16 protein-coding genes are annotated in these 20,053 nt (G+C 66.2%); 8 read left to right on the top strand and 8 right to left on the bottom strand.

The features are described from left to right. Window positions 1-14: 14 nt before the first annotated feature. The 3 genes from HNQ07_RS17345 to HNQ07_RS17335 form a co-directional block, all read right to left on the bottom strand. On the bottom strand, window positions 15-1,262 hold the full coding sequence (locus HNQ07_RS17345) for a cysteine desulfurase-like protein (protein WP_221275176.1): 1,248 nt from the start codon (window positions 1,260-1,262) through the stop codon (window positions 15-17). Window positions 1,263-1,295: 33 nt separating this feature from the next. Next, window positions 1,296-1,970, bottom strand: coding sequence for an amino acid ABC transporter permease (locus HNQ07_RS17340; protein WP_184114081.1), 675 nt, complete (start codon window positions 1,968-1,970; stop codon window positions 1,296-1,298). A 106-nt stretch (window positions 1,971-2,076) separates the two neighbouring features. Next, window positions 2,077-2,862 carry a transporter substrate-binding domain-containing protein gene (locus HNQ07_RS17335; protein ID WP_184114079.1) on the bottom strand — a complete coding sequence of 262 codons (786 nt, stop codon included), beginning with the start codon at window positions 2,860-2,862 and terminating at the stop codon, window positions 2,077-2,079. Between the two features lie 1,021 nt (window positions 2,863-3,883). On the opposite strand from HNQ07_RS17335, the gene HNQ07_RS17330 reads away from it, so the two are divergent. The 4 genes from HNQ07_RS17330 (at window position 3,884) to HNQ07_RS17315 (ending at window position 6,966) form a co-directional block, all read left to right on the top strand. After that, window positions 3,884-4,333 carry a response regulator gene (locus tag HNQ07_RS17330; protein ID WP_311733227.1) on the top strand — a complete coding sequence of 150 codons (450 nt, stop codon included), beginning with the start codon at window positions 3,884-3,886 and terminating at the stop codon, window positions 4,331-4,333. Window positions 4,334-4,879: 546 nt separating this feature from the next. Beyond that, window positions 4,880-5,182, top strand: a complete 303-nt coding sequence (locus HNQ07_RS17325) for a hypothetical protein (RefSeq protein ID WP_184114077.1) — start codon at window positions 4,880-4,882, stop codon at window positions 5,180-5,182. Between the two features lie 389 nt (window positions 5,183-5,571). Then, complete coding sequence (locus tag HNQ07_RS17320; RefSeq protein WP_184114075.1) at window positions 5,572-6,486, top strand: PRC and DUF2382 domain-containing protein; 915 nt, start codon at window positions 5,572-5,574, stop codon at window positions 6,484-6,486. A 51-nt stretch (window positions 6,487-6,537) separates the two neighbouring features. Then, window positions 6,538-6,966 (top strand): DUF2382 domain-containing protein, encoded by a 429-nt coding sequence (locus HNQ07_RS17315; RefSeq protein WP_184114073.1) that lies wholly within the window; start codon window positions 6,538-6,540, stop codon window positions 6,964-6,966. A 216-nt stretch (window positions 6,967-7,182) separates the two neighbouring features. Here the strand turns inward: HNQ07_RS17315 and HNQ07_RS17310 are convergent, their stop codons facing one another. Beyond that, entirely contained in the window at window positions 7,183-10,695 is a 3,513-nt protein-coding gene (locus HNQ07_RS17310; protein ID WP_184114071.1) for a PAS domain-containing protein, read from the bottom strand. A 459-nt stretch (window positions 10,696-11,154) separates the two neighbouring features. On the opposite strand from HNQ07_RS17310, the gene HNQ07_RS17305 reads away from it, so the two are divergent. Then, the gene (locus HNQ07_RS17305; protein WP_184114069.1) at window positions 11,155-11,418 is read left to right on the top strand and encodes a hypothetical protein; all 264 of its coding nucleotides are present in this window, start codon (window positions 11,155-11,157) and stop codon (window positions 11,416-11,418) included. A 352-nt stretch (window positions 11,419-11,770) separates the two neighbouring features. Here HNQ07_RS17305 and HNQ07_RS17300 read toward each other — a convergent pair whose 3' ends face one another. The 3 genes from HNQ07_RS17300 to HNQ07_RS17290 form a co-directional block, all read right to left on the bottom strand. Then, a complete protein-coding gene (locus HNQ07_RS17300; RefSeq protein WP_184114067.1) occupies window positions 11,771-11,983 on the bottom strand; it encodes a hypothetical protein in 213 nt (70 codons plus the stop codon). A 697-nt stretch (window positions 11,984-12,680) separates the two neighbouring features. Further along, window positions 12,681-14,735 carry a beta-galactosidase gene (locus HNQ07_RS17295; RefSeq protein ID WP_184114065.1) on the bottom strand — a complete coding sequence of 685 codons (2,055 nt, stop codon included), beginning with the start codon at window positions 14,733-14,735 and terminating at the stop codon, window positions 12,681-12,683. Window positions 14,736-14,821: 86 nt separating this feature from the next. Then, a complete protein-coding gene (locus tag HNQ07_RS17290; RefSeq protein ID WP_184114063.1) occupies window positions 14,822-15,850 on the bottom strand; it encodes a LacI family DNA-binding transcriptional regulator in 1,029 nt (342 codons plus the stop codon). 431 nt (window positions 15,851-16,281) lie between these two features. On the opposite strand from HNQ07_RS17290, the gene HNQ07_RS17285 reads away from it, so the two are divergent. Genes HNQ07_RS17285 through HNQ07_RS17275 form a run of 3 tightly spaced genes read left to right on the top strand, consistent with a single transcriptional unit; the run spans window position 16,282 to window position 19,353 of the window. Further along, window positions 16,282-17,574 (top strand): ABC transporter substrate-binding protein, encoded by a 1,293-nt coding sequence (locus HNQ07_RS17285; RefSeq protein ID WP_184114061.1) that lies wholly within the window; start codon window positions 16,282-16,284, stop codon window positions 17,572-17,574. A gap of 28 nt (window positions 17,575-17,602) precedes the next feature. Continuing rightward, a complete protein-coding gene (locus HNQ07_RS17280) occupies window positions 17,603-18,526 on the top strand; it encodes a carbohydrate ABC transporter permease (RefSeq protein WP_184114059.1) in 924 nt (307 codons plus the stop codon). Further along, entirely contained in the window at window positions 18,523-19,353 is an 831-nt protein-coding gene (locus tag HNQ07_RS17275) for a carbohydrate ABC transporter permease (protein WP_184114057.1), read from the top strand. The genes HNQ07_RS17280 and HNQ07_RS17275 overlap by 4 nt, the downstream gene beginning before the upstream one ends. Here HNQ07_RS17275 and HNQ07_RS17270 read toward each other — a convergent pair. Then, window positions 19,317-19,883: a P-type ATPase actuator domain-containing protein gene (locus HNQ07_RS17270; protein WP_184114055.1), complete on the bottom strand. Its 567-nt coding sequence runs from the start codon at window positions 19,881-19,883 to the stop codon at window positions 19,317-19,319. The two genes, HNQ07_RS17275 and HNQ07_RS17270, sit on opposite strands and share 37 nt — an antisense overlap. Between the last annotated feature and the right edge of the window lie 170 nt (window positions 19,884-20,053).

Here is a 20,053-nt window from a genome sequence, read left to right as displayed (position 1 = left end):
GTTCCTCCTGTGGCTCAGTCGAGGCCGATGGTGTCGAGGTGCCCGATCAGACGGTCCACGTCCTGCACCGTGTTGTAGTGGGCCATCGAGACCCGGATGACGCCCTCATCGGGATCGAGGGCGAGCTCGTCCATGAGGCGCCGGGCATAGAAGTTGCCGTAGCGCACGGCAACGTGGTGGTCGTCGAGCGCGCGGGGAAACTCGGAGGAGCGGCGCCCCTCGACCACGAAGCTGATGGTGGCCACCCGCACGGCGGGATCGGCCGTGGCCGGACCGATGACCCGGACCCGGGCTTTGCTCCGGAGGAAGGTGAGCAGCAGGCCAGCGAGCATGGCTTCGTGGTCGGCGATGGCGGCGTAGGCGGCCACCATGGCGCCCCGGCCGGTGGCTCCTGCCTGGACACGCCCGCCGAGCTGCTCGAGATAGTCGGTGATGGCCCGCAGGCTGTACGTGAGCTCGTAGTTCACGTTGCCCGGCTGAAGTTTGTAGGGGATGGCCTGCTCGCCGACGAACGTGTGGTTGATGTTCGGCAGCGCCAGCAGATGATCCAGTTTGCCGTAGAGCAGCGAGATGTGCGGGCCAAAGACCTTGTAGAAGCTGAACATGTAGAAATCCACGTCCAGCGCCTGCACGTCGACCAGCCGGTGCGGCGCGTACGCCACGCCGTCCACAAAGATCTGGGCCCCGCCCGCGTGGACACGCTCCGCGATCCGGGCCACGGGGTTGATCCTGCCCAGGATGTTCGACGCGTGTGTCACGCAGACCAGACGGGTGCGACCGGTCATGAGGGCGCCCAGGTCGTCGAGGTGCAGCTCGAGGGTGTCGGGCCGGGGACGCCACACCCGCACGACGGCGCCGCGCGCCCGCATCCACGCGCCGATGTTGGCCTCATGGTCGGTGGACGTCACGATGACCTCGTCCCCCTCGGTGAGCGTGGCCCCATAGGACTGGGCGAAGTTCGCGATGAGCTGGGTGGCGCTGGACCCCAGCACCACTTCACGTGGGTCGGCGGCGTTGATGAGTTCGGCGGCGGCGCGCGTGCCGTCGGCAACCCGGGCCGCCGCCTCCTGCGACACGGCGTAGGTGGCCCCGAGCTGGACGCTGGTCTGCAGGAGGTAGTCGCGCACGCGGTCGGCCACGCCGGTGAGCACCTGCGATCCGCCCGCGTTGTCGAGAAACGTCCACGGCCCCGACAGGGCAGGGAACTGGGAGCGGACGAACTCCAAGTGGGGCGTCAGGGCGGTGATGTCAGTGGTGGTCATGGGAATCCTTGGAACGCGCGGGATGGACGCACGTCAGACCCGCGACTTGACGCGGGACGTGCGCTCGAAGCGGCTGACCAGCCGGACGAGGGGGAAGAGCATCAGCACGTAGATCAGCGCCGCGCCGATGAGCGGGGTGGGGTTGGCGGCGAGCGCCTGGCGGGAGGTGGCCTGCTGAAGCAGTTCCGGCAGCGCGACGACCGAGGCGGTCGCGGTGTCCTTCATGATGGACACCGCGTTGCCGGTGAGCGGCGGAACCACGATCTTGAGGGCCTGCGGCAGGATCACCGTGGCCATGGTCTGCCACTGGCTCAGCCCGAGCGAGCGCGCCGCCTCGAACTGTCCGCGCGGGATGGCCTCGATGCCGGACCGGACGATCTCGGCCACGTACGCGGAGGCAATCAGGCCGATGGCCAGGACGGCCGAGGTGAAGGCCGGCAGCAGCACCTTCACGAACGGCAGGGCGTAGTAGATCAGCACCATGAACACCAGCAGCGGCATGGAGCGCAGGACGTCGATGTACACGCGCACGGCGGCGCGCACGGGCGGGGCCGTGTACAGCCCCAGCAGGGCCACCACCATGCCGAGGGCCGTCCCGAAGACGGCGCTCACGAGGCCCAGGCTGATGGTCAGCCCCAGACCGTGGAGCAGGGCCGGCAGGGCGTCACGGAGAATAGGAACATTGAAGAAGGTGGTGATCAGGTCCATGGACTGGGCGCCTCCCAGAGGCACGGTTGACAGGCAGCGGGCGCCGCCCCGCGGCGCTTTCACCGGCAGGGCAGCGCCCGTTCACGGCGTCAGCGGGTCGTCGCGTTCACTTGGGCATCGGCAGCACGGTGACGGTCGAGGTCGTCTTTTCCGGCGCGGCGCCGAACCACTTCTTGTGCAGCGCCGCGAGGTACCCGCTGCGCTTCATCATGTCGATCTGGGCGTTGAACTGTTTGGCCAGGTCGTTGTTCTTCGCGAACATGATGCTGTACTGCTCACCCGTCTTGAGCCGCTGGATGACCGCGACGCCGCCGGTGGTCTTGGCGTAGTACTGCAGGGCAGGGATATCCGAGATGTAGCCGTCGATCCGGCCGTTCTTGAGGTCGAGCATCGCAGCGTTCAGGCCGACGTACTCGCGGATGGTGTAGCCGTACTCCGCCAGGTGCGTCGTGGCCCACATCGCGCCGGTCGAGCCGGTGTCGACGCCGACGGTCTTACCCTTGAAGTCGGCCATGGACTTGAGCGGCGAGCCCGCCTTGACGGTCAGGGACTGATCCGAGTCGTAGTAGGGCTGCGCGAACGCCACGGTCTCCAGACGCTTCTTGGTGATCGTGATGCTCGAAATGGCCAGGTCGATGCGGCCGGACTGCACGGCAGCGAACAGCCCGTTGAAGGGCGTGTTGACCACGTTGACGGACTTCCCGAGGTTCTTGGCGATCTGGTTCACGAGCTCGATCTCGAAGCCCACCGTGGCGCCGCTGGCATCCTGAAACTCCCACGGCACGTTGCCGACGTTCGCGCCGACGTTCAGGGTGCCCTCGGCGTGGGCGACGGACGCGCTGAACAGAGCGGCGAGGAAAGCGCGGCGAACTGAGCTGGTGAGGCTGGTCATGGCTGGTCTCCTGGGAAGGCGTGAGGCGGCAGGATGGGCGGCGAGGAGGACATCACTGAGGTCGTGATCGGACACGCGGCCCGGAATGCCCGGGGCCGGGTTCGTGCCAGGTGCCTGAAGCCAGGACGCCAGTTGTCAGGTGGACTCGAGCCACACGATATCCCGGGTCAGGTCGATCACGCCTGGCACTGCGGCGCGGCTTCAGGCACCTCCCGACCGCAGCGCCAGCTCCCGACCCGTGCCTCCTGCACACGCGCTCACGGCAGCCCACGCTCTATGCAGCTCTACAGAACGCCGTCACAGTGGGAGAATCCACTCGACATCACAATCGCCTTGGGGGCGGCAGTGTGGGCGCGTCAGTGACCAGCACAGCTTCGACACCCGCATTTTGATGTCCTGATATGCGGGACAGAGTGGCCCGAGAGGGCGGAGTCGGCTGTGGCCCGGAGGGGGAGTTGCCCGAACAAAGCCCCAACCCATGGCAAATGTAGGTGGCGACCCGTGCACAGGATGCTGACGTTCGGCACCGAGACTGAACGTTGACCTGAACTGGCGCGGCACCCGGACACCCAGGCCTCGCGCGGGGGACACGCTGATAGACCCACGCCGCTGTGATACGGATGCCGGGAGATGCGCCAGTCGTCCCTGGCGCACTGGACGTCAGGCGACTCGCCGCCACACCGTCATAGGCTTTGCCATGCCAGCTTCTCTGAGGACCTCACGACCGGGCACAGTGAGACCGCCGTGACGCACGTGGCTCAAGCTTTGAGTGCCTGGAAACGGTATCGCCGCTGGTTCCCCTCAGCGTCCTGCTTCACGCGTTGCGCGTGTGCTTGCCCACACAACCCCCTGAAGCCCGTGGAACGGGTGTACTGCGGGGTCCGGCAGGTCTCCAGAATCGCAGGAGACCTGCCGGTGGCACGGTGACGACCATTGGTCCAACCACAGCCTCCTCACGTCCCTCTACAGCAAATGTGACAGCGATTAACACCTGATGAAGCTATGTCGTGGATGCTGGCGTGTGCCGGCCGCTTTCCCTGACATGACGATCCGACGCCCCCTCCGTGTTCTGCTCGTGGACGACGGGGCAGCCGACCGCGAACTCGCCCGCGAAGTCTTCGACACGCATGATGAGCAGGTCATCGTCGATACCTGTGCGACCGGCGCCCGCGCCCTGGAATTTCTGCACAAGCCGGACACCACGCTGCCGGACGTGATCCTGCTTGACCTGAACATGCCCGGTATGTCCGGCTTCGACGTCCTCGCCGCACTCAAGGCGGACACGCGGTTGGGCGTCATTCCTGTCGTCATCCTCAGCAGTTCCAGCCACGCCGGAGACGTCGAGCAGGCGTACTCTCTGCACGCGAGTTCGTTCATGACCAAGCAGATTGACTTTGGACACTTCGTGCAGCAGATCGATGCCTTCGTCAGCTTCTGGCTCGAGGCTCGTACCGCGCACTGGCCAGGGTAAGGGACGACGGTCTGCACTTCAGGCGCGAACGTGCCGCGATGTCCTCAATCTGCGCCGCAGCCACAGTAATGGTGCAGCCGCCGCACGGCCTGTTCATCCACCACAGTCGCCCTCCTCCTCATGTGGTGTGCCGCCTATGGTCTGATCGCACAGAGCTGTCCGCCGCGAGTATGACCACCGAAGCAGAACCGTGCGTCGTTCCCGGCGCCGCCTTAGTCGAGGCGTTCCTGCGGATGCACCGGGTTGCCTGGGCGCGCCATCACGACACGTCGACGTGGCAACACCGGGCGCACTGGGCGGTAGAGACGCCCCGCGGAGACACCTTGACCCTGGAGATGGGCATGAAGCTCCCTGAGCTTGTGCGCCACAGGCTCGGTGCACGTCTCTGACGCACACAACAGACGGACGCTCACCTGCGCCCTGACGTCGGAGTTCTGGGTGGGATGGGTTAGGAGTGAACGCGTGCTCAGGCGTCTGTCTGGTGACCAGTGAGGTTCATGGTCCTTATTCGTTCGGCGGAGTCCAGATCCGCGCGTACGCTGGAGCATGGATCCCGCGAGACGAACAGTCCTGATGGTCGATGGAGCGGTGATCACCGGCGTGCTGGTCAACCGCAACGATCCAGAAGCCGATGCCCTGGTCCGCAAGTCCGGGCTCGTGCCGTACAACTTGGTGCTGCTCAAGGACGCGCAGATCACCACGACCAGCGGCGAGCAGCTGTCGGCGCCTGTGTTCGCCGTGGCGAAGACAGCGGTTACGGGCTTCGGCATCCAGGACGGCGCGGACGCCCTCGGCGAGCAGGAGATTGCGGCGGCGACGCCAATGCTCGTGATCGGCCGCAGTGAGTGACCGGACAAGTGCACCTATGAAGCGAGGCCCCCGAACCGCACGTGACGCCGCTTCTGGTCACGAACGGGACTGTGGCGCCGCGCCGTTCTGGTGCTGCTTCTGTGGAGCGCTCGAGAGCACTCCATTTCCATCGTGGTCTGACACGGTGAACGGCCGCTGGCCCTGGACACGTTATGAGTGAGCCGAGGATAAGTCTTGGTGAAGCCGACAACGCTCAGTCCGGGCCGAATTGTAACCTTCACCTATTTGTTCATGAGCCTGAAGCACCCCTTGATCTCTGAAGGCCTGCCGAGTCGTCTTCACGGATGTCATGGGAACGTTTTCATTGCCGAGCGCAGACTTCACCCGTTCGGGGGGCTCAACCCTCCACCAGAACAAGGAGCACTCGGATGGCGAACTTGATTCCTTTGTCCCAGCTTGTCCGCGACCACAACTACGACCTCGGCGGTGACGTGTTCGACCCGACCGGCCTGCCCGCGTATGCCGGCAACGACAAGGTCGGCACCGTGCGCGGCGCCCTGACGGAGGATGGCGGCAAGCTCCGCTACCTGATCCTGGACGTCGGCAGCTGGTTCACGGCCAAAGAAGTGCTCGTCCCGGTCGGGCTGGCCCGCTTCGAGGGCGACGCCGTGTACATCGACTCCATGACCAAGGATCAGGTCAAGGCCATGAGCGAATACCGCGAGGGGCAGGAGTACACGTACGACTCCCAGGTGGCGGACGAGCGGGTGCTGCGGGGCAGCACCGAGACGGTCCCCATGGTGAGCATGCCCGGCGGCCAGTACGACTACCGCGATCAGGACGCGAACGACACCTACTTCAAGACGCCGCAACGGCTGCAACTGCTCGAAGAGCGTCTGCAGGTGAACAAGCAGCGCGCGGTGGCGGGCAGCGTGGAGATCGGCAAGCGCGTCGAGACCCGCACCGAGAACGTCAACGTGGGCCTGGAGCACGAGGAGCTCGTGATCGAGCGCACGCCCGTGAGCGAGCCGCGTCCGGTGGATGGCACGGTTCGCCTGGGTGACGCCAGCGAAACGGTGCGTGTGGACCTGGAAGCAGAAACGGCCCAGGTGAACAAGCAGGCCTTCGTCACCGAGGAAGTGGAGATCGGCAAGCGCACCGTGACCGAGCAGCAGACGCTCAGCGATACCGTGGGCCGCGAAGTGCTCGACGTCACCAAGACCGGCGACGTGGTCATGGACGGCCAGACGACCTCGGGCGAGAGGCGCACGGCCCTGGACCGGGGCGTCGACGCCGTCAAGGATGCCGTCGATCCCCTCGACGGCAAGATCGACCGGCGCTGAACGCTGATGGCGGACGAACCATCGTCTTCACCGTCACCGGATCCTGATCTGGTGACGGCGCCAGAGCGGCAGACCCTTGAGCTGCGCGAGGAAGTCCTGACGGTCGAGAAGCAGCGTGACGTGTACGCCCAGGTCACGCTGCGGCGCGAACGCCGTGTGCGTACAGAGGTCGTGCAGCTCGAACTGGTGAGTGAAGTGCTCGTGATCGCGGCCCAGCCGGGCGGGCCGGCTGTGATGGTGGACGGCACCCTCCTGCAGGCTGGCGAGACCCGCGAGCTGGTGCTGTACGAGGAGCGAGCCCTGCCTGGCAAGGACGTTGTGGTCACACAGGAGGTGCACGTGAGGAAGGCCGCCCAGACCGAATGGCACACCGAAGACGTTGAACTCGCCTACGAGGAACTCGTGGTCGAGCGATCACCACAACGAACGTCCCAAGATCAAGACGGCACACAACACCAACCAGATTCGTCCCCCGGTTGACGCCGTACCACCTCACGTCCAGGACAGCCTGTGACTCTCGTCGACCATGGCACGGTGCTGAGCCGGGTCCACTGGATGGGAGTGGTGGCGGGGCTGGCGGTGGTGCGGCGGCTGTGTGCACGTTTCGGGGGGCGGGCATGGGCGGAGGGCAGAGAGCATCAGGGCGCACCGTTGTGGTTCGCGTGGCTCACAACACCGCGGGGGGCTTGAGCCGAATCACCAGCCAGGTTTGTCCTTGCGGAACAGGGCCTCAAACTCTGTCACGGCCGGGTCCCGCGGGAAGGCCAGCACGACCTTGCCGCTGCTGCGCTGCGCCTCGGCCCACGCCCACCCGCCATGCCGCGCCAGGATGCGCCGCACCTGCACCAGCCCGCTGCCCTCCAGCAACGGCACCGCCTGATCTGTCCGCACGGCGAGGTCGAACAGGGTGGCCGCCTCCTCGCCGCTCAGCCCCAGGCCATTGTCCTCCACCGCGACCTGCACCTCACCGTCGACCTCCTGGCTGCTGACCGTCACGTACTGCGCGCCCCGCGTCTCGCTCAGCGTGAAGGTCATCAGGACTTCCAGGGCCTGCGTCAACAGCGCGCGGTCTCCCCGGATGATCGGCAGGGACTGGATGAGCCAGTGCACCTGCGCGCCCCGGGCGGTGGCAGCCGCGTGTGCCTGAATGCCGGCGAACACCTCGCCCAGCGGCAGCAGGTCTGTTCGCAGGTCATGGGTTTCCAGTCCAGAGAGGTGCCGCAGATCCTGCGCCACGGCGCGCAACCGCGTGACCTCAGCGGCAAGCGCCGCCGGATCGTAGGGCGGAAGACCGTCGAGGGCATGCGGATCGACGGGACGCCCGGGGTCCAGCAGGTGCCCGAGTTTGCGCGCGGGTTCCTCCAGGTTGTGGGCCGTCCGGATGATCAGGTTGCCCAGTTCGGCGTTCAGGTCCGCCAGGCGGCGGGTCCGCTCCTCCACCCGCGCTTCCAGAACGGCAGAGTGTTCCCGCAAGTGGTGGATGTCGGTCGCCGCGCCGTACACCTGAATCACCTCGCCATGGTTATTCCGCAGAGGAAAGGCCTGAACCACGAACCAGCGGTACTCACCGTCATGGCGGCGGATCCGGTGTTCCTGTCGCAGGGGTTGACCCGATTGCACGGCCTCCCGGTAGCGCCGGGCGGACCCTTCGCGGTCCTCCGGGTGGATGGCGTCCGTCCACCCCCAGCCGGTCGCCACCTCAAAGGTCTGCCCGGTGTACTCCAGCCAGCGGTCGTTGTACCAAGTGGTAAATCCGTCCGGCCGACTTTCCCACAACAGGTCCGGGACGAGGTTGGCCACCGCCCGGAACTGCGCCTGGGAGGCATGCACGGCGGCCTCGGCGCGGGCGCGCTCGATGCGCGGGAACAGTCGGTTCGCCGCCTCTTGGATCAGCTCGATCTCCGCGGCCGTCCAGCGCCTCGGGGCACTGTCCGCAGCGGCAAAGTAGGCGTTCCAGCGGCCGTCCTGGCTGGATGGCACCGCCACGTACGCGCGAATCTGTTGGGCATCAGCTCCTGACTTCAGCGCCACATCTGCGGCAGTGTCGCCGGGCAGATCCGAGTGCACGTCGTTGATGACGATCGTCTCCCCAGCACGCAGGCGTGCCAGCCCGCCCGGCGGCATGAAGCCGTCGATGGGATACGTGCCACGGATGTCCGGCACGTCCAGCGCATGCCAGAAGTGGCTCAGCGTGACCTCCGCACGGTCCTCGTCGACGTCCACGGAGTGATAGCAGGTCAGCGTCAGGTGGTCCGCCAGCCGGGCACCCACAGCGTGGAGCAGTTCGTCCTCACTGGACAGCCGGCTGAGCTCATCCGTGAGTGCCAGCAGAACGTCGCGGTTCAGCTCCCGCTGTTTGCGCTCTGTGATGTCGTGGTAGAAGAGCGCGAGTTCGTCGTTGGGCCGCGGGTACGCACTGATAGCGAACCAGCGGTCGAGGAGCACGACGTACTCCTCGAAGGTCTTGGGCTCGCCGCTGTTGACCACGGCCGCGTAGATCGGAAGCCACCGGTCCAGGTCGGTCCTGGGCACGACCTCGGAAAACCGCCGGCCCTCCACGGCCCTGCGGTCCAGGCCGGTCTGCTGCTCGAGCCCACGGTTGAGCGCCAGGTAGCGGAGGTCAACCATGTGCCCGGCGGCGTCACGAATCACGCCGCACAGGGCGAAGCCCTCAGTCATGGTGTCGAAGAGGGTGCGGTACTGCTCTTCCGAGCGCTGCAGGGCGGCCTCCGTACGGACGCGCTCCATCGCCACCCACGTCCGCTCGGCGACCTCCTCGAGGAGCGTGACATCCCCCGGCGTCCAGTGCCGGGGGCTGGCCGAGATCGCCATCATGGACCACAGCGGCCGGCCCTCCCCCTTGCGAAGTGTCGCCGCCATAAACGCGCGCATGCCGAGGGCCCGGCTGTTGCGCCGCTCCTCGTCCGACAGCCCCTGCCGCTCGAAGTCGTCGTCGACAACGATGGTTCGATCCGAGACCACGCGCATGGCCGCCGGAAAGTCGGACAGCCGGAAATGGTCCGGCAGTGGGGACACGCGCTCATTGCCCAGCTGATGGGTCACGTCGGCGCGGTCCTCATCCAGGTGGTAGTGGGTGACGTAGCAGCGGTCCAGGCGCAGCTGTTCGGTCAGCAGTGCCAGAGCACGGGTCGCGACCGCGTCGACACTGGCTTCGGCCCGCAGCGCGTCGCTCAACCGCAGCAGGAACGCCTGCCGGTCCTGACTCTGGCGCAGCACCTCCTCGGCGCGGTGCACGTCGGTCACCTCGGTGACCTGATGCAGGATGGCGGCGACGGCGCCGGACGCAGTGAACAGCGGCGCGTTGACCGCCTCCCACCAGTGCGGTTCGAATCCACCGCCGTGCGTCGCGAGGTCATACCGGACCCGCCCCATCGTGTCCGTGCGCCGTGACGTCAGGACACGGTCCAGGGACTGAGCAAGCGCTTCGGGTCCGAGCTGCCCCGAACGCTCCGGGTCATCGGTGAAGACATCGAACAGTCGGCGCCCGATGAGCGCGTCGCGGGTCGTCCGGGCCGCTTCCAGATACGCGTCGTTCACGGCCGTGATCGTGAAATCTGGAGGATTCGGCGCGAGTACCATAAACGGCACGGGCGAAGACGCGAAGAGCGCGTGATACCGCGCTTCACTCTCGTGCAGGGCATCCTCGGCCCGCGCCCGCTCGACGGCAGCCCAGGTGCGCTCGGCCACCTCCTCCACCAGGGCAACCTCCTCAGACGTCCATCGCCGCGGCGTCTGCATGGCCACCAGCAGCGCCCAGACCGGACGGCGCGCGCCCTTCCGGGCTGAGGCCACGATCAACGAGCGCATCCCGAGCGCCCCGAACGAGTGCCGGTCCAGCTCAGACAGCGACGCGTCGCTGTCCGTGTCTTCGAGCACCAGCGTGTGTCCCTCCACCTGGGCGAAAGCCTCAGGAAACGCCGACAGCGTGAGGGTGCCCTCGACAGGAACGAGGCCGGGACGTCGGTACTCTGGCCCGATCTCGGCCGCGTCCCGGTCCTGATCCACCACAGCGACGTAAGCGCGGTCGAGGCGCAGATGTCCGGCGAGCAGCGTCACGGCGGTCCGGGCGACAGACTGGCCATCTCGCTCGCCACGGATCTTGTCGCTGAGGTTCAGGAGAAATTCCTGCCGGGATTGCCTCGGAGGAAGCTCGTCCGTGAATTCGTCGGGCGCACCAAGGTCGGGCATCACCTTATTTTAACAGAGCACCGTTCACAAAGAAGTTGACTCCAGAACAGCACTTTCTCACCGTAGTCTCTTACCATTGTCCTTCTTTGCCTATCGTATTCTCACGAAATTCGCCGTGTCGCTCCGGGCTTAGCGGCCTAATGCGCAGCGCAGGGCGATGTGTGGCGCGCACGCGTCCAGTCGGGATCGGCGAGGTCAGCTCTCCTGCACGCACCTGGACGTTGGATTTCCCGTCGGCCACACGCTGACAATCGACCAGGTGAGTCGGCTGTCGTCGAGGTCTGTGACACCGGCCCCGATGTAGACCCAGAGTCGCGCGGGACGTCGCGGCCTATGCCACGCTGCCGCTGATCGTCGGCAGACAGCGCTCCGTTCAATGTGCCCAGCCCCATACGAAGATGAGGAGAAATCTCATGTGTTGGGGAGTCCCGGCCGAGGTCGCCCTGATACCTTGATCGCGTGCCCCACAGTGAGGTGAAGTGGAATAGAGATCAAATCCGGCTGCTGCTGGAGCGTCCCGGTCACCGGGAAAACCTTGAGGCGATCTGCGCGCTGGGGCTGACGCTCACGGCCCGGGCCGTGCTGCGCCGGGGTTCCGTCCGGTACGTGCTCCAGGCCACGGCCCCAAATGGGGATACCGTTCAGAGCCGACCGTCGTTCCGGCTGGAAGACGGCCTGTTTGACGTGTGGCCCCGTGCGCTGCACCTGGCTGGCCGCCTCTGATCTGGCGCATGAGCCTGGGCCAGAATCATGCATTGAGCGCCCCCACCTCTCAAAGTGTGGCCCGGTCCTCGCGGGTAGATTCACCACCACCAGCCGCGTAAACCGCGAGGCGATGTTCGTCCGGAAAGCGCCAGCGTCTTTCCGCCAGTGGGGAGGGCACTTCTGAAGGCATCAGCTGCCCTGGGCGCCGAGCCGGTGACCCGAGAAAAACCACAGCAGTGGGTCCGTCACGGCGAAGACGCGATGGGTCAGAGTCCTGAGCGCGTATAGGACTGAAAACTTTGGTTCGGCCGGGCCTGGAACATCAGGCGTCCCTGACCGGGCATGTTGAGCACACGTGCTCCTGAGACGCCTAATGCGTCAGGTGCGCCTCGACGACCCGGATCTGGGTGTTCAGCGTGGCTAGGTCCTGCTGGATCAAGTACCCGTTCCCCAGCTGAATCGCAGGGATCAACGCCGCCTGCGCTGTAAGCCACTGTGCCTGTAATTCTTCGAGCAGCATCTCGAGAGCATCACGCTCCACGGGAAGATCAGCCTTCCAGCGCTCCAGCTCCGCTGTGTCCATGGCAGAGTTTAGAGAGCCGGCACCCCCAGGGCGCGTTGCGTGAAGAGACGCTCTGGGCGGTCGACTACGCGACACGGCTCTGCCGCTGTTCCCGAAAGCCAATGACATAGCGGTCGCTTGAACCCCACGGAAGGGGTTCTTAGGAACCAACCGGCCTGACGCGTACCCAGTGCCGCGCCGGGCTCCTCGATCAGGCAACGGCGCACCACACAGCAGCAGTATCGGCATGAATGCGGGAAAACAGGAAATCGGGAAAACGGGAATAGGATCGCTGCCTGGGCCCTCATCCGCTGAACAGGCTCAGCGGCCCTCACCGCAGCCATTCAGCCCGTCCACCCACCCGATGTCCACGCCTCCGTGAACACAGGCAGGGAGAAATCATCACGCCCCTGAGAACAGCGATGTGCGGGCTGTTCTTGCTCAGTCGCACTGGAATCAGAGGCCAGCAAGTCCGCCGGGCAGGCTTGGCCGGGTTTCTCCTGTCGAGTCTCAGCTGGGCTTACCAAACAGCGTTTGTTGTCGCCGAGGCCTTCATGCCGCTGCTGGCCCGCAGGGCCCCAACGTTCGTTGAGGGGTATCTCGATCTCGCCGGCGGGCGCCCATGTTCACCTCACCGCAGTGCTCTCGCTGCTCTCTGCGCTGTGGTTGGAGTGACGTCCATGCCACGTCACACAACGCCGCCTGGTCAGCATGATCGTTACAGAGAGAGTTGAGGGGCCGGCTCGGCGTCCTCCGGCGAGGCGCTCACGGCACTTCCTGTGCCCACCGTAAGCACCAGAACGTCGTATGGACGGAGCACCGTATCACCGCACACGTCCTGACCCCTCAGTGCGTCGTGGCCCGCGTCCAGATGAATGGTGCGCGCCTCCGGCGTGTGGTTGATCACCAGCGTCACCGCGCCCGCCGGCCCGCTGCGGACACAGACTTCAATCCCCGACGGGGGCCTGAACGGAACCGACAGTCCGCTGCGCACCACGCTCTGCGCAATGACGGTGTCCATCAGCGCGTCGTTCAGCCAGGCGCCGACGACCGTCACCCGCCCGGCACCGACGGGCCGGGTCGTGATGGCCGCCTGCCCGTCCAGCCAGCCGTTGCACGGGCTGTACCGCGCGAGCACCTCGACGTCGCTCTCATCGACGTGCAGCCACTCGGCCCACACGGACGCACTGCCGGAGCCGTCCGCTCCAGCGTCACCCGTGCCGACTACACCCACGGGCTGCTGCAGCGTGTAGTACTGCTCGACGTGAACGCCGGCGAGGGCGGCCAGCCGGCCCGGCCCTTTCGATGCCAGCAGCGCATTGTCGACGTCCTTCACGCCGCTGCGCGGGCCGACCAGCAGGTGTCCGCCGGCTCGCACGTACGCCTCCAGGTGGGCGGCCACCTCTGGGCTCAGGACATGCAGGTGCGGCGCGACGACCAGCGCGTAGCCCTCCAATGGAGCCAGCGGGTGGACAATGTCCGTCCCGATGCCGGCCGTCCTGAGCGGCCGGTAGAAACTCAGGAAGTGCTCGACCGGGTCGAACGCCTCGTGCTGCCGCTGAAAATTCAGGGCCCAGCGATCCTCGTACTGGTGGAGCAGGGCGACCTCGCTCACGGGAGCGGTGCCCGCCAGCAGCGGGGCAAGCTGACCGAGTTCCTGGCCGATCTGCGCGATCTCGGCGTAGTGTGGGCGCGGGGTTCCGTCCGGGTGCAGCACGGTGCCCCAGTACTGCTCCTGCCCGCCCAGCGCGCTGCGCCACTGCCAGTACGCGACCAGGTCGGCGCCATGCCCGATCTGGTGATAGACCAGCGTGCGGATCTCTCCCCTATTCAGGGCGTTGTTGGTGGTCATGTGGTTGGTCGCGCCTGCCTGCGTTTCCAGCACCCAGTGGTTGCGGCGCTTGAAGCCGCGGGTCAGGTCGTGCGGCGCGCCGTTGCGCGCGTAGTCCACGTGACCATCTCCGATGTAGTTGTCGAAGCCCGCGACGTCCAGGTCCTCACTCAGAGAATAGTGGTCGTACACGTCGAAAAAGCCCATAAAGTTGTGCGTGAACTGCTGCTCGGACCGGGCGAAGGGGCGGATCGCGTCGATCTGCAGGCGCTGGAACGACGCATACTGCGCCGTGATGAAGCGCTGGAACTCCAGCCGCAGGCCCGGGTTGTGCGCCATCCACGGATGCTCGGTGGACGGGAAGACTGGGAGCGGGATCTGCTGCCAGTCCGTGTACGTCTGGCTCCAGTAGGCCGTCCACCAGCGGCGGTTCAGGTCGTCCAGCGTGCCATATTTTGCGCGCAGAAACGCCTGGAAGGCGGCGCGCGTCTCCGGGTCGTAGGACACGCGGTTGTATTCGTTGTCGATCTGCCACGCCATGACGTGCGGCTTCTGGCCGAAGCGTCCGCCAAGTTGCCGGGCCATCCGCTCCGCGTACCGGCGGTAGGTGGCGCTCGATACGTTGTAATGGCAGCGCCCGCCGTGGGGGTAAGGCACTCCGTCCTGGGTGACGGCGAGGGTCTCCGGGTGCGCGGAGGTGAGCCACGCGGGCGGACTGGCGCTCGGGGTGGCGATGATCACCTGGAAGCCCATCTCGCCGGCCAGGGCCACCGCGGCATCGAAGACACCGAACTCGAAGACGCCATCCTGCGGCTCGATGGCGCTCCACGCGAAATCGCAGATCCGGACGGTGTTCATGCCAGCCGCTTTCATCAGGCGCAGGTCTTCAGGCCAGCGGTCTTGCGGCCAGTGTTCGGGATACCAGGCGACGCCGTAGTGCATAGGGATTCCTCCGGGGAATGTGGGAACGGGACATGGACATCCGGCGACGGCCGGACGATGCAGATGAGACGGTGGACGGACTGGCCTTACATCGGGGGCGGTCCGGTGGAGCCGCGGATCATCAGGCGTGGGGTGAGCAGCGGCAGCGGGAGGACGGGCTCGCCGGCCAGGATGGCGAGCAGATGGTCTGCTGCCAGCTGGCCCATCTGGAGGCGCGGGAAATCGATGACCGTCATGGCGGGCGCGCTGAGCTCGGTGACCCGGCGGTTGTCGAATCCCACGACGGACACGTCCTCCGGCACGCGCAGCCCCAGGTCACGCAGGCCCTGCACGGCGCCCAGGGCCAGCCAGTCGTTGGCGGCGAACACGGCCGTGAAGTCGGTGCGGCGGTGCAGGCGTTTCACGGCGGCGCGGCCGCCCTCGATTTCCTCGGCCCACACGCCGGTCACCTCCAAGCGGTCGTCGATGGTGCCGCCACCGGCGCGCAGGGCGGCGTGGTAGCCGGCATAGCGTTCGCGGACGTCCAGCCGGTCAAACGATCCCGTGATATGGGCGACGCGGGTGTGGCCGAGTTCGAGCAGATGCCGCGTGGCGAGGTCGCCGCCGAGGGCGTTGTCGAGCCGCAGGCAGTGCGGCGCCAGTTCGGGAATCGAGCGGTTGAGCACGACCACGGGGATGCCACTGGCGTCCAGATCGATCAGGGCGGCGTCCGCGAGCCAGTCCGCGAAGGCGATCACACCGTCAGGGCGCCCCTTGAGCAGGGTCTCGAGGGCGGTCAGTTCGTCCGGGCCGTTTTCCTGCCCCAGGGCACACAGCATGTGTACCCCATGGGCACGCAGCCGTTCCTCGATCCCGGTGATCATCGTACCGAAGAACTCATCGTGGAGCACAGGAATGATCACGCCAACGGCCCGCAGTTTTCCCGCCAGCAGGTGTCGCGCGAAGGTGCTGGAGTTGAGGCGGAAATTCAGCCGGTTGACCGCCTCCATGACGCGGGCGGCCTTCTCGGGAGTGACGCGGGCGGTGCCGTTCAGGACGCGTGACACAGTGGCGGGCGAGACCTGCGCCTCGCGGGCGATGTCTGTGATGGACGTTTCACGGGCAGTCTGGGTCATGGGCCTCACTGGATCTTTCTGAAAATCTTTCACGAACCGTAGCACACCCGGTCACAGTCGGGAAGGGAGTGCACGGGCACAACGTTCGACCTCCGGCTGTCCTGCGCTGCTCACGGCAAGCCGCATCTCAAGATAACCGGATGGGGTCGGAAACCGGCGTGGCGTCGTTCAGGCGTGGCCCCGCGTCCCGGCGGAGGCCAGTATCGTGTCGCGGCAAGCGCCTGTCGTGGGTGCTTCGCGCCACCGTTCGACGGCAGTTCACCTGATGGCCCCGGATGGAGGTTTGACAAGCGCAGAAGGCAGACGTAGCATCGCTTTGAAAAACTTTCAAAGCCGAGAACACTCCCCCGTCATCCGGATCTGCGTCCGGGTCTCGTTCACGTCCGCCTCTGTTCACGCTGCCCGTCGCCAGCCCACCCCAAGGAGACTTCATGTCGATCTCGCCCCGCCCGACCCTGCTGCTTACCCTGGCCCTGGCCGCCCTTGGCAACGCCGCCGCACAGGCCACGACACCCAACCCGGCCCTGAAAGCCACCATTTCCGTGTGGGCGTGGAAAGATCCGATCGCGGGCCTGAAGGCTGCGGACGCTGCGTTCACCAAGGCCTACCCGAACATCAAGGTCGAATACGTTCAGAAGGATCCCAGCGGCGGCGCCATCTACAACGCCTACAAACTGGCCTTCTCTGCCGGTTCAGGTGGTCCGGACGTCGCGCTGATCGAGGATTCCTACCTGCCGCAGTTCGTGAAGCTCGGCGCGCTGGCTGACCCGAGCACCCAGGTCAGGCCATACGCGGTGAACCTCAACCGCGCGAAACTGCAGGCTGCCAGCCTCGGCGGACGCACCTACGCCATGCCCTGGGACATCGGCCCGGTCGTGCTGTACTACCGCCGCGACGTGTTCAAGGCGGCCGGGGTGAACCCCGCCACGCTGCGCACGTGGGACGACTACGTGAAGGCGGCTGCTGTCATTAAGGCCAAGACCGGCGTGGATATGCTGCCGCTCTCCCGCGCGAAGAACGACGCCCGGCTCTTCGAGACGCTGCTGTGGCAGCAGGGCTCCGGGTACGTCGACGCCAGCGGCGCCGTGAGTCTCGACAAGGATCCCCGGGCCACGAACGCCATGACGCTCCTGAACACCCTGTACAAGAGCGGCGCGGCCACCGATCTGGAATCCTGGACCGACCCGTGGTACAAGGCCATCGCCGATGGCAAGGTCGCCACGCTCCCCATGGCCACGTGGATGGGCGGTTTCCTCAAGAGCTGGATCGCGCCCAAGTCCACCGGCCAGTGGGGCGTGCTGCCCCTGCCCACCTTCGCGGGCACGGCCAGCCGGACCAGCAACGACGGCGGCTCACAGCTGGCCGTGTGGGGCGGCAGCAGAAACAAGGACGCCGCGTGGGCCTACATCCAGTTCCATCTCGCCCAGCGGGACGCGGCACTGGGCCTGTACCAGAAGACGGACTTCTTCCCGGCGCTCACCACCCTGTACCGGGATCCGGTCTTCAGCCAGGCCGACGCCTACTTCGGCGGCCAGAAGGTGGGACAGGTCTACACGGCCCTCGCCAAGACCATTCCCAACGCGACGGTGTACACCAGCGATTACGCGGACATGAACGCCATCACCACCATCGAAGTGCAGAAGATGGCGCTCGGCAAGCAGGACGTCGCGACCACCCTGAAGAACGCGGCTGACGTTATTCGCAGCCGCACCCGCCGGCCCTGATCGGCCTCGAGCCCGGAGGAACGCGTTCATGACCCGCCCGCTCGATCTGGCCGGACCTTCAGCCCAGCGTCTCCCGCGGCCTGCACCGTGGCGGAAACACGTGTGGCCGCTGCTGTGTATCGCTCCGTTCTTCGTGTTGTTCCTGGTGTTCGGCGTCTACCCGGTGGTGTTCTCGCTGATCCTCAGCTTCCAGGACTGGAACGGTGCTCCGGGGCAGCAGCAGTGGGTGGGGCTGCGCAACTACGCCGAGTTGTCGGGCGACCGGTACTTCTGGTCGTCGCTGCTCAACTCCGCGCTGATCTTCGTGCTGCACTACCCGGTCATGACGCTCGGCGGCCTGATTCTGGCCGTGATCCTCAACGAGAACCGTCTGCGCTTCCAGGGCCTGTGGCGGGCCCTGATCTTCCTGCCCCACCTGACGTCGATGGTCGCCGCCGGCATCACTTTCCGCCTGCTGCTCGAAAAGGACAGCGGCCTCGTGAACCGCGCGCTCGGCAGTCTGGGACTCCCGGCCGTGCCGTGGCTCGACAACGAGTGGTGGGCGCGCGTCGCCGTGGGGCTGCTGCTGGTGTGGGCCTGGACCGGCTACCAGATGGTCATCTTCCTATCGGCCCTGCAGACCATCCCGTCCGAGGTGAACGAGGCGGCCGTGATCGACGGCGCGACCCGCACACAACTCTTCTGGAAGGTCACGGTGCCCCTGATGCGCCCGGCCCTGATCTTCGTGACGACCCTGTCGGTGATCGGCACCTTCGCGCTGTACACCGAACCGCAGGTTCTGACCGCGGGCGGCCCCATCCACTCGACGACGACACCCACCATGGAGATCTACGCACGCGCATTCGGGAACGTCCGCTACGGCTACGGCGCGGCCCTGAGCTACGTCTACTTCGCGGTCGTGGTGGTGGCGACCGCGGTGCAGCTGCGCCTGACCCGCGAGGAGAAGCGATGACGACCGCGCGCCACACCCGTCCGCCTGCGCTGCTCTACGCCGTTCTGATCGTCGTCAGCGCCTTCGCCGCGCTGCCCTTCGTGTGGATGGTCCTGTCGTCTCTCAAGCCCCTTGCGGAGATTTTCGGCCAGGGATTCTGGCCCCAGCACGCCAGCCTCGACAATTACCGGGCGCTGTTTGCCCAGACGCCTGCCCTGCGCGCCCTGGGCAACAGCGTGCTGATCGCCGTGCTGTCGACCGCCGGATCCCTGCTGTTCTGCGCCCTCGGCGGGTACGGTTTCGCGAAGTTCGATTTCCCCGGCCGGAACGCGCTGTTCGGCGTGATGCTCGTGAGCATGACCATTCCCTTCGTGGTCGGTCTGATCCCCACCTTCATCCTGATGCGCAACACCTTCCACTGGATTGACACGCCCTGGCCACTGATCGTCCCCGGCCTCGCGAACGCCTTCGGCGTGTTCTTCATGCGCCAGTACCTGAGCACCGTGCCCGATGAACTGCTGGACGCGGCGCGCATCGACGGGGCGTCTGAACCCACCATCTTTGTCCGCGTGGTCGTTCCGATCAGCACACCGGCACTGGCGAGTCTGGGCATCATCTTCTTCATGGCTGCATGGAACAACTACCTGTGGCCGAACATCGTCCTGCGCAATCCTGACGCGCAGACCCTCCCGGTGCTGATCGCGTCCTTGCAGGGCAGCGCTGGCCGCACTCCCTACGATCTGATGATGGCCGGCGCGGTCGTCAGCGTGATTCCCATGCTGATCGTGTTCCTGGCCCTGCAGCGCTATTTCTACTCCGGGATTACTGCTGGCGCTGTCAAGGGCTGACCCCTGAATTCTGCGGACGTGCCACAGCCACGGACGGCCACCTGACCAGACCACCTGACCCTCGCACGACCTTGGCCCGATGACTCCTCAATGAAAATCGAGCGGTACGTCGGGGAAGATGTGGTCACGGATGTGGAGCAGTCGGTCAGCGTCGGCGCCGTCTTCTCCAGAACGCGCGACGGCCACCCCTCAAACGCGGTGGCGGTCGTGAGGAGCGCGCTCTCCCGCGCCGCCTTGCCGACGCCTACCATGATTGCGGTCGGCCTAGCGAGTGCGAGCGCGTCCGGGCACGCGATCACGACGATGGACACAGCTGTGGTCAGCGCGAAGACCATAGTCTGCCCGAACAGCATCCAGACCTGGAACGCCATCAGGTTCGAGCCCGGTGCCACGGACACGAGGTCCTTGCCGGCCGTGTCCGCCAGGTGAAGGGCCGGAGCCTTGTTGACGTCGGCGTTCTGGACGAGCTGCACGATGCGGGAGAGTGCAGTGTCGATGCCAACTGCAGTGGCCCGGAAGGTCAGAACCATCGTCTGGGAGCTGATGCGGAAACATGCGGTGCGATCAACGGCGGGGCCCCGCCGCGGCGCTCAGGCGCAGGCAGGAACTCGTTTCCAGATAAATGGACCTGTCATTGGCCCAGACGCACCCCGACCCTGTCACTACTGTGCGGGTTCCACCAGTTGGCCGCAGTGCTGGT

This window comes from Deinococcus metalli (assembly GCF_014201805.1).
GTDB classification, from domain to species: domain Bacteria; phylum Deinococcota; class Deinococci; order Deinococcales; family Deinococcaceae; genus Deinococcus; species Deinococcus metalli.
This window is presented reverse-complemented; position numbering and strand designations above follow the sequence as displayed.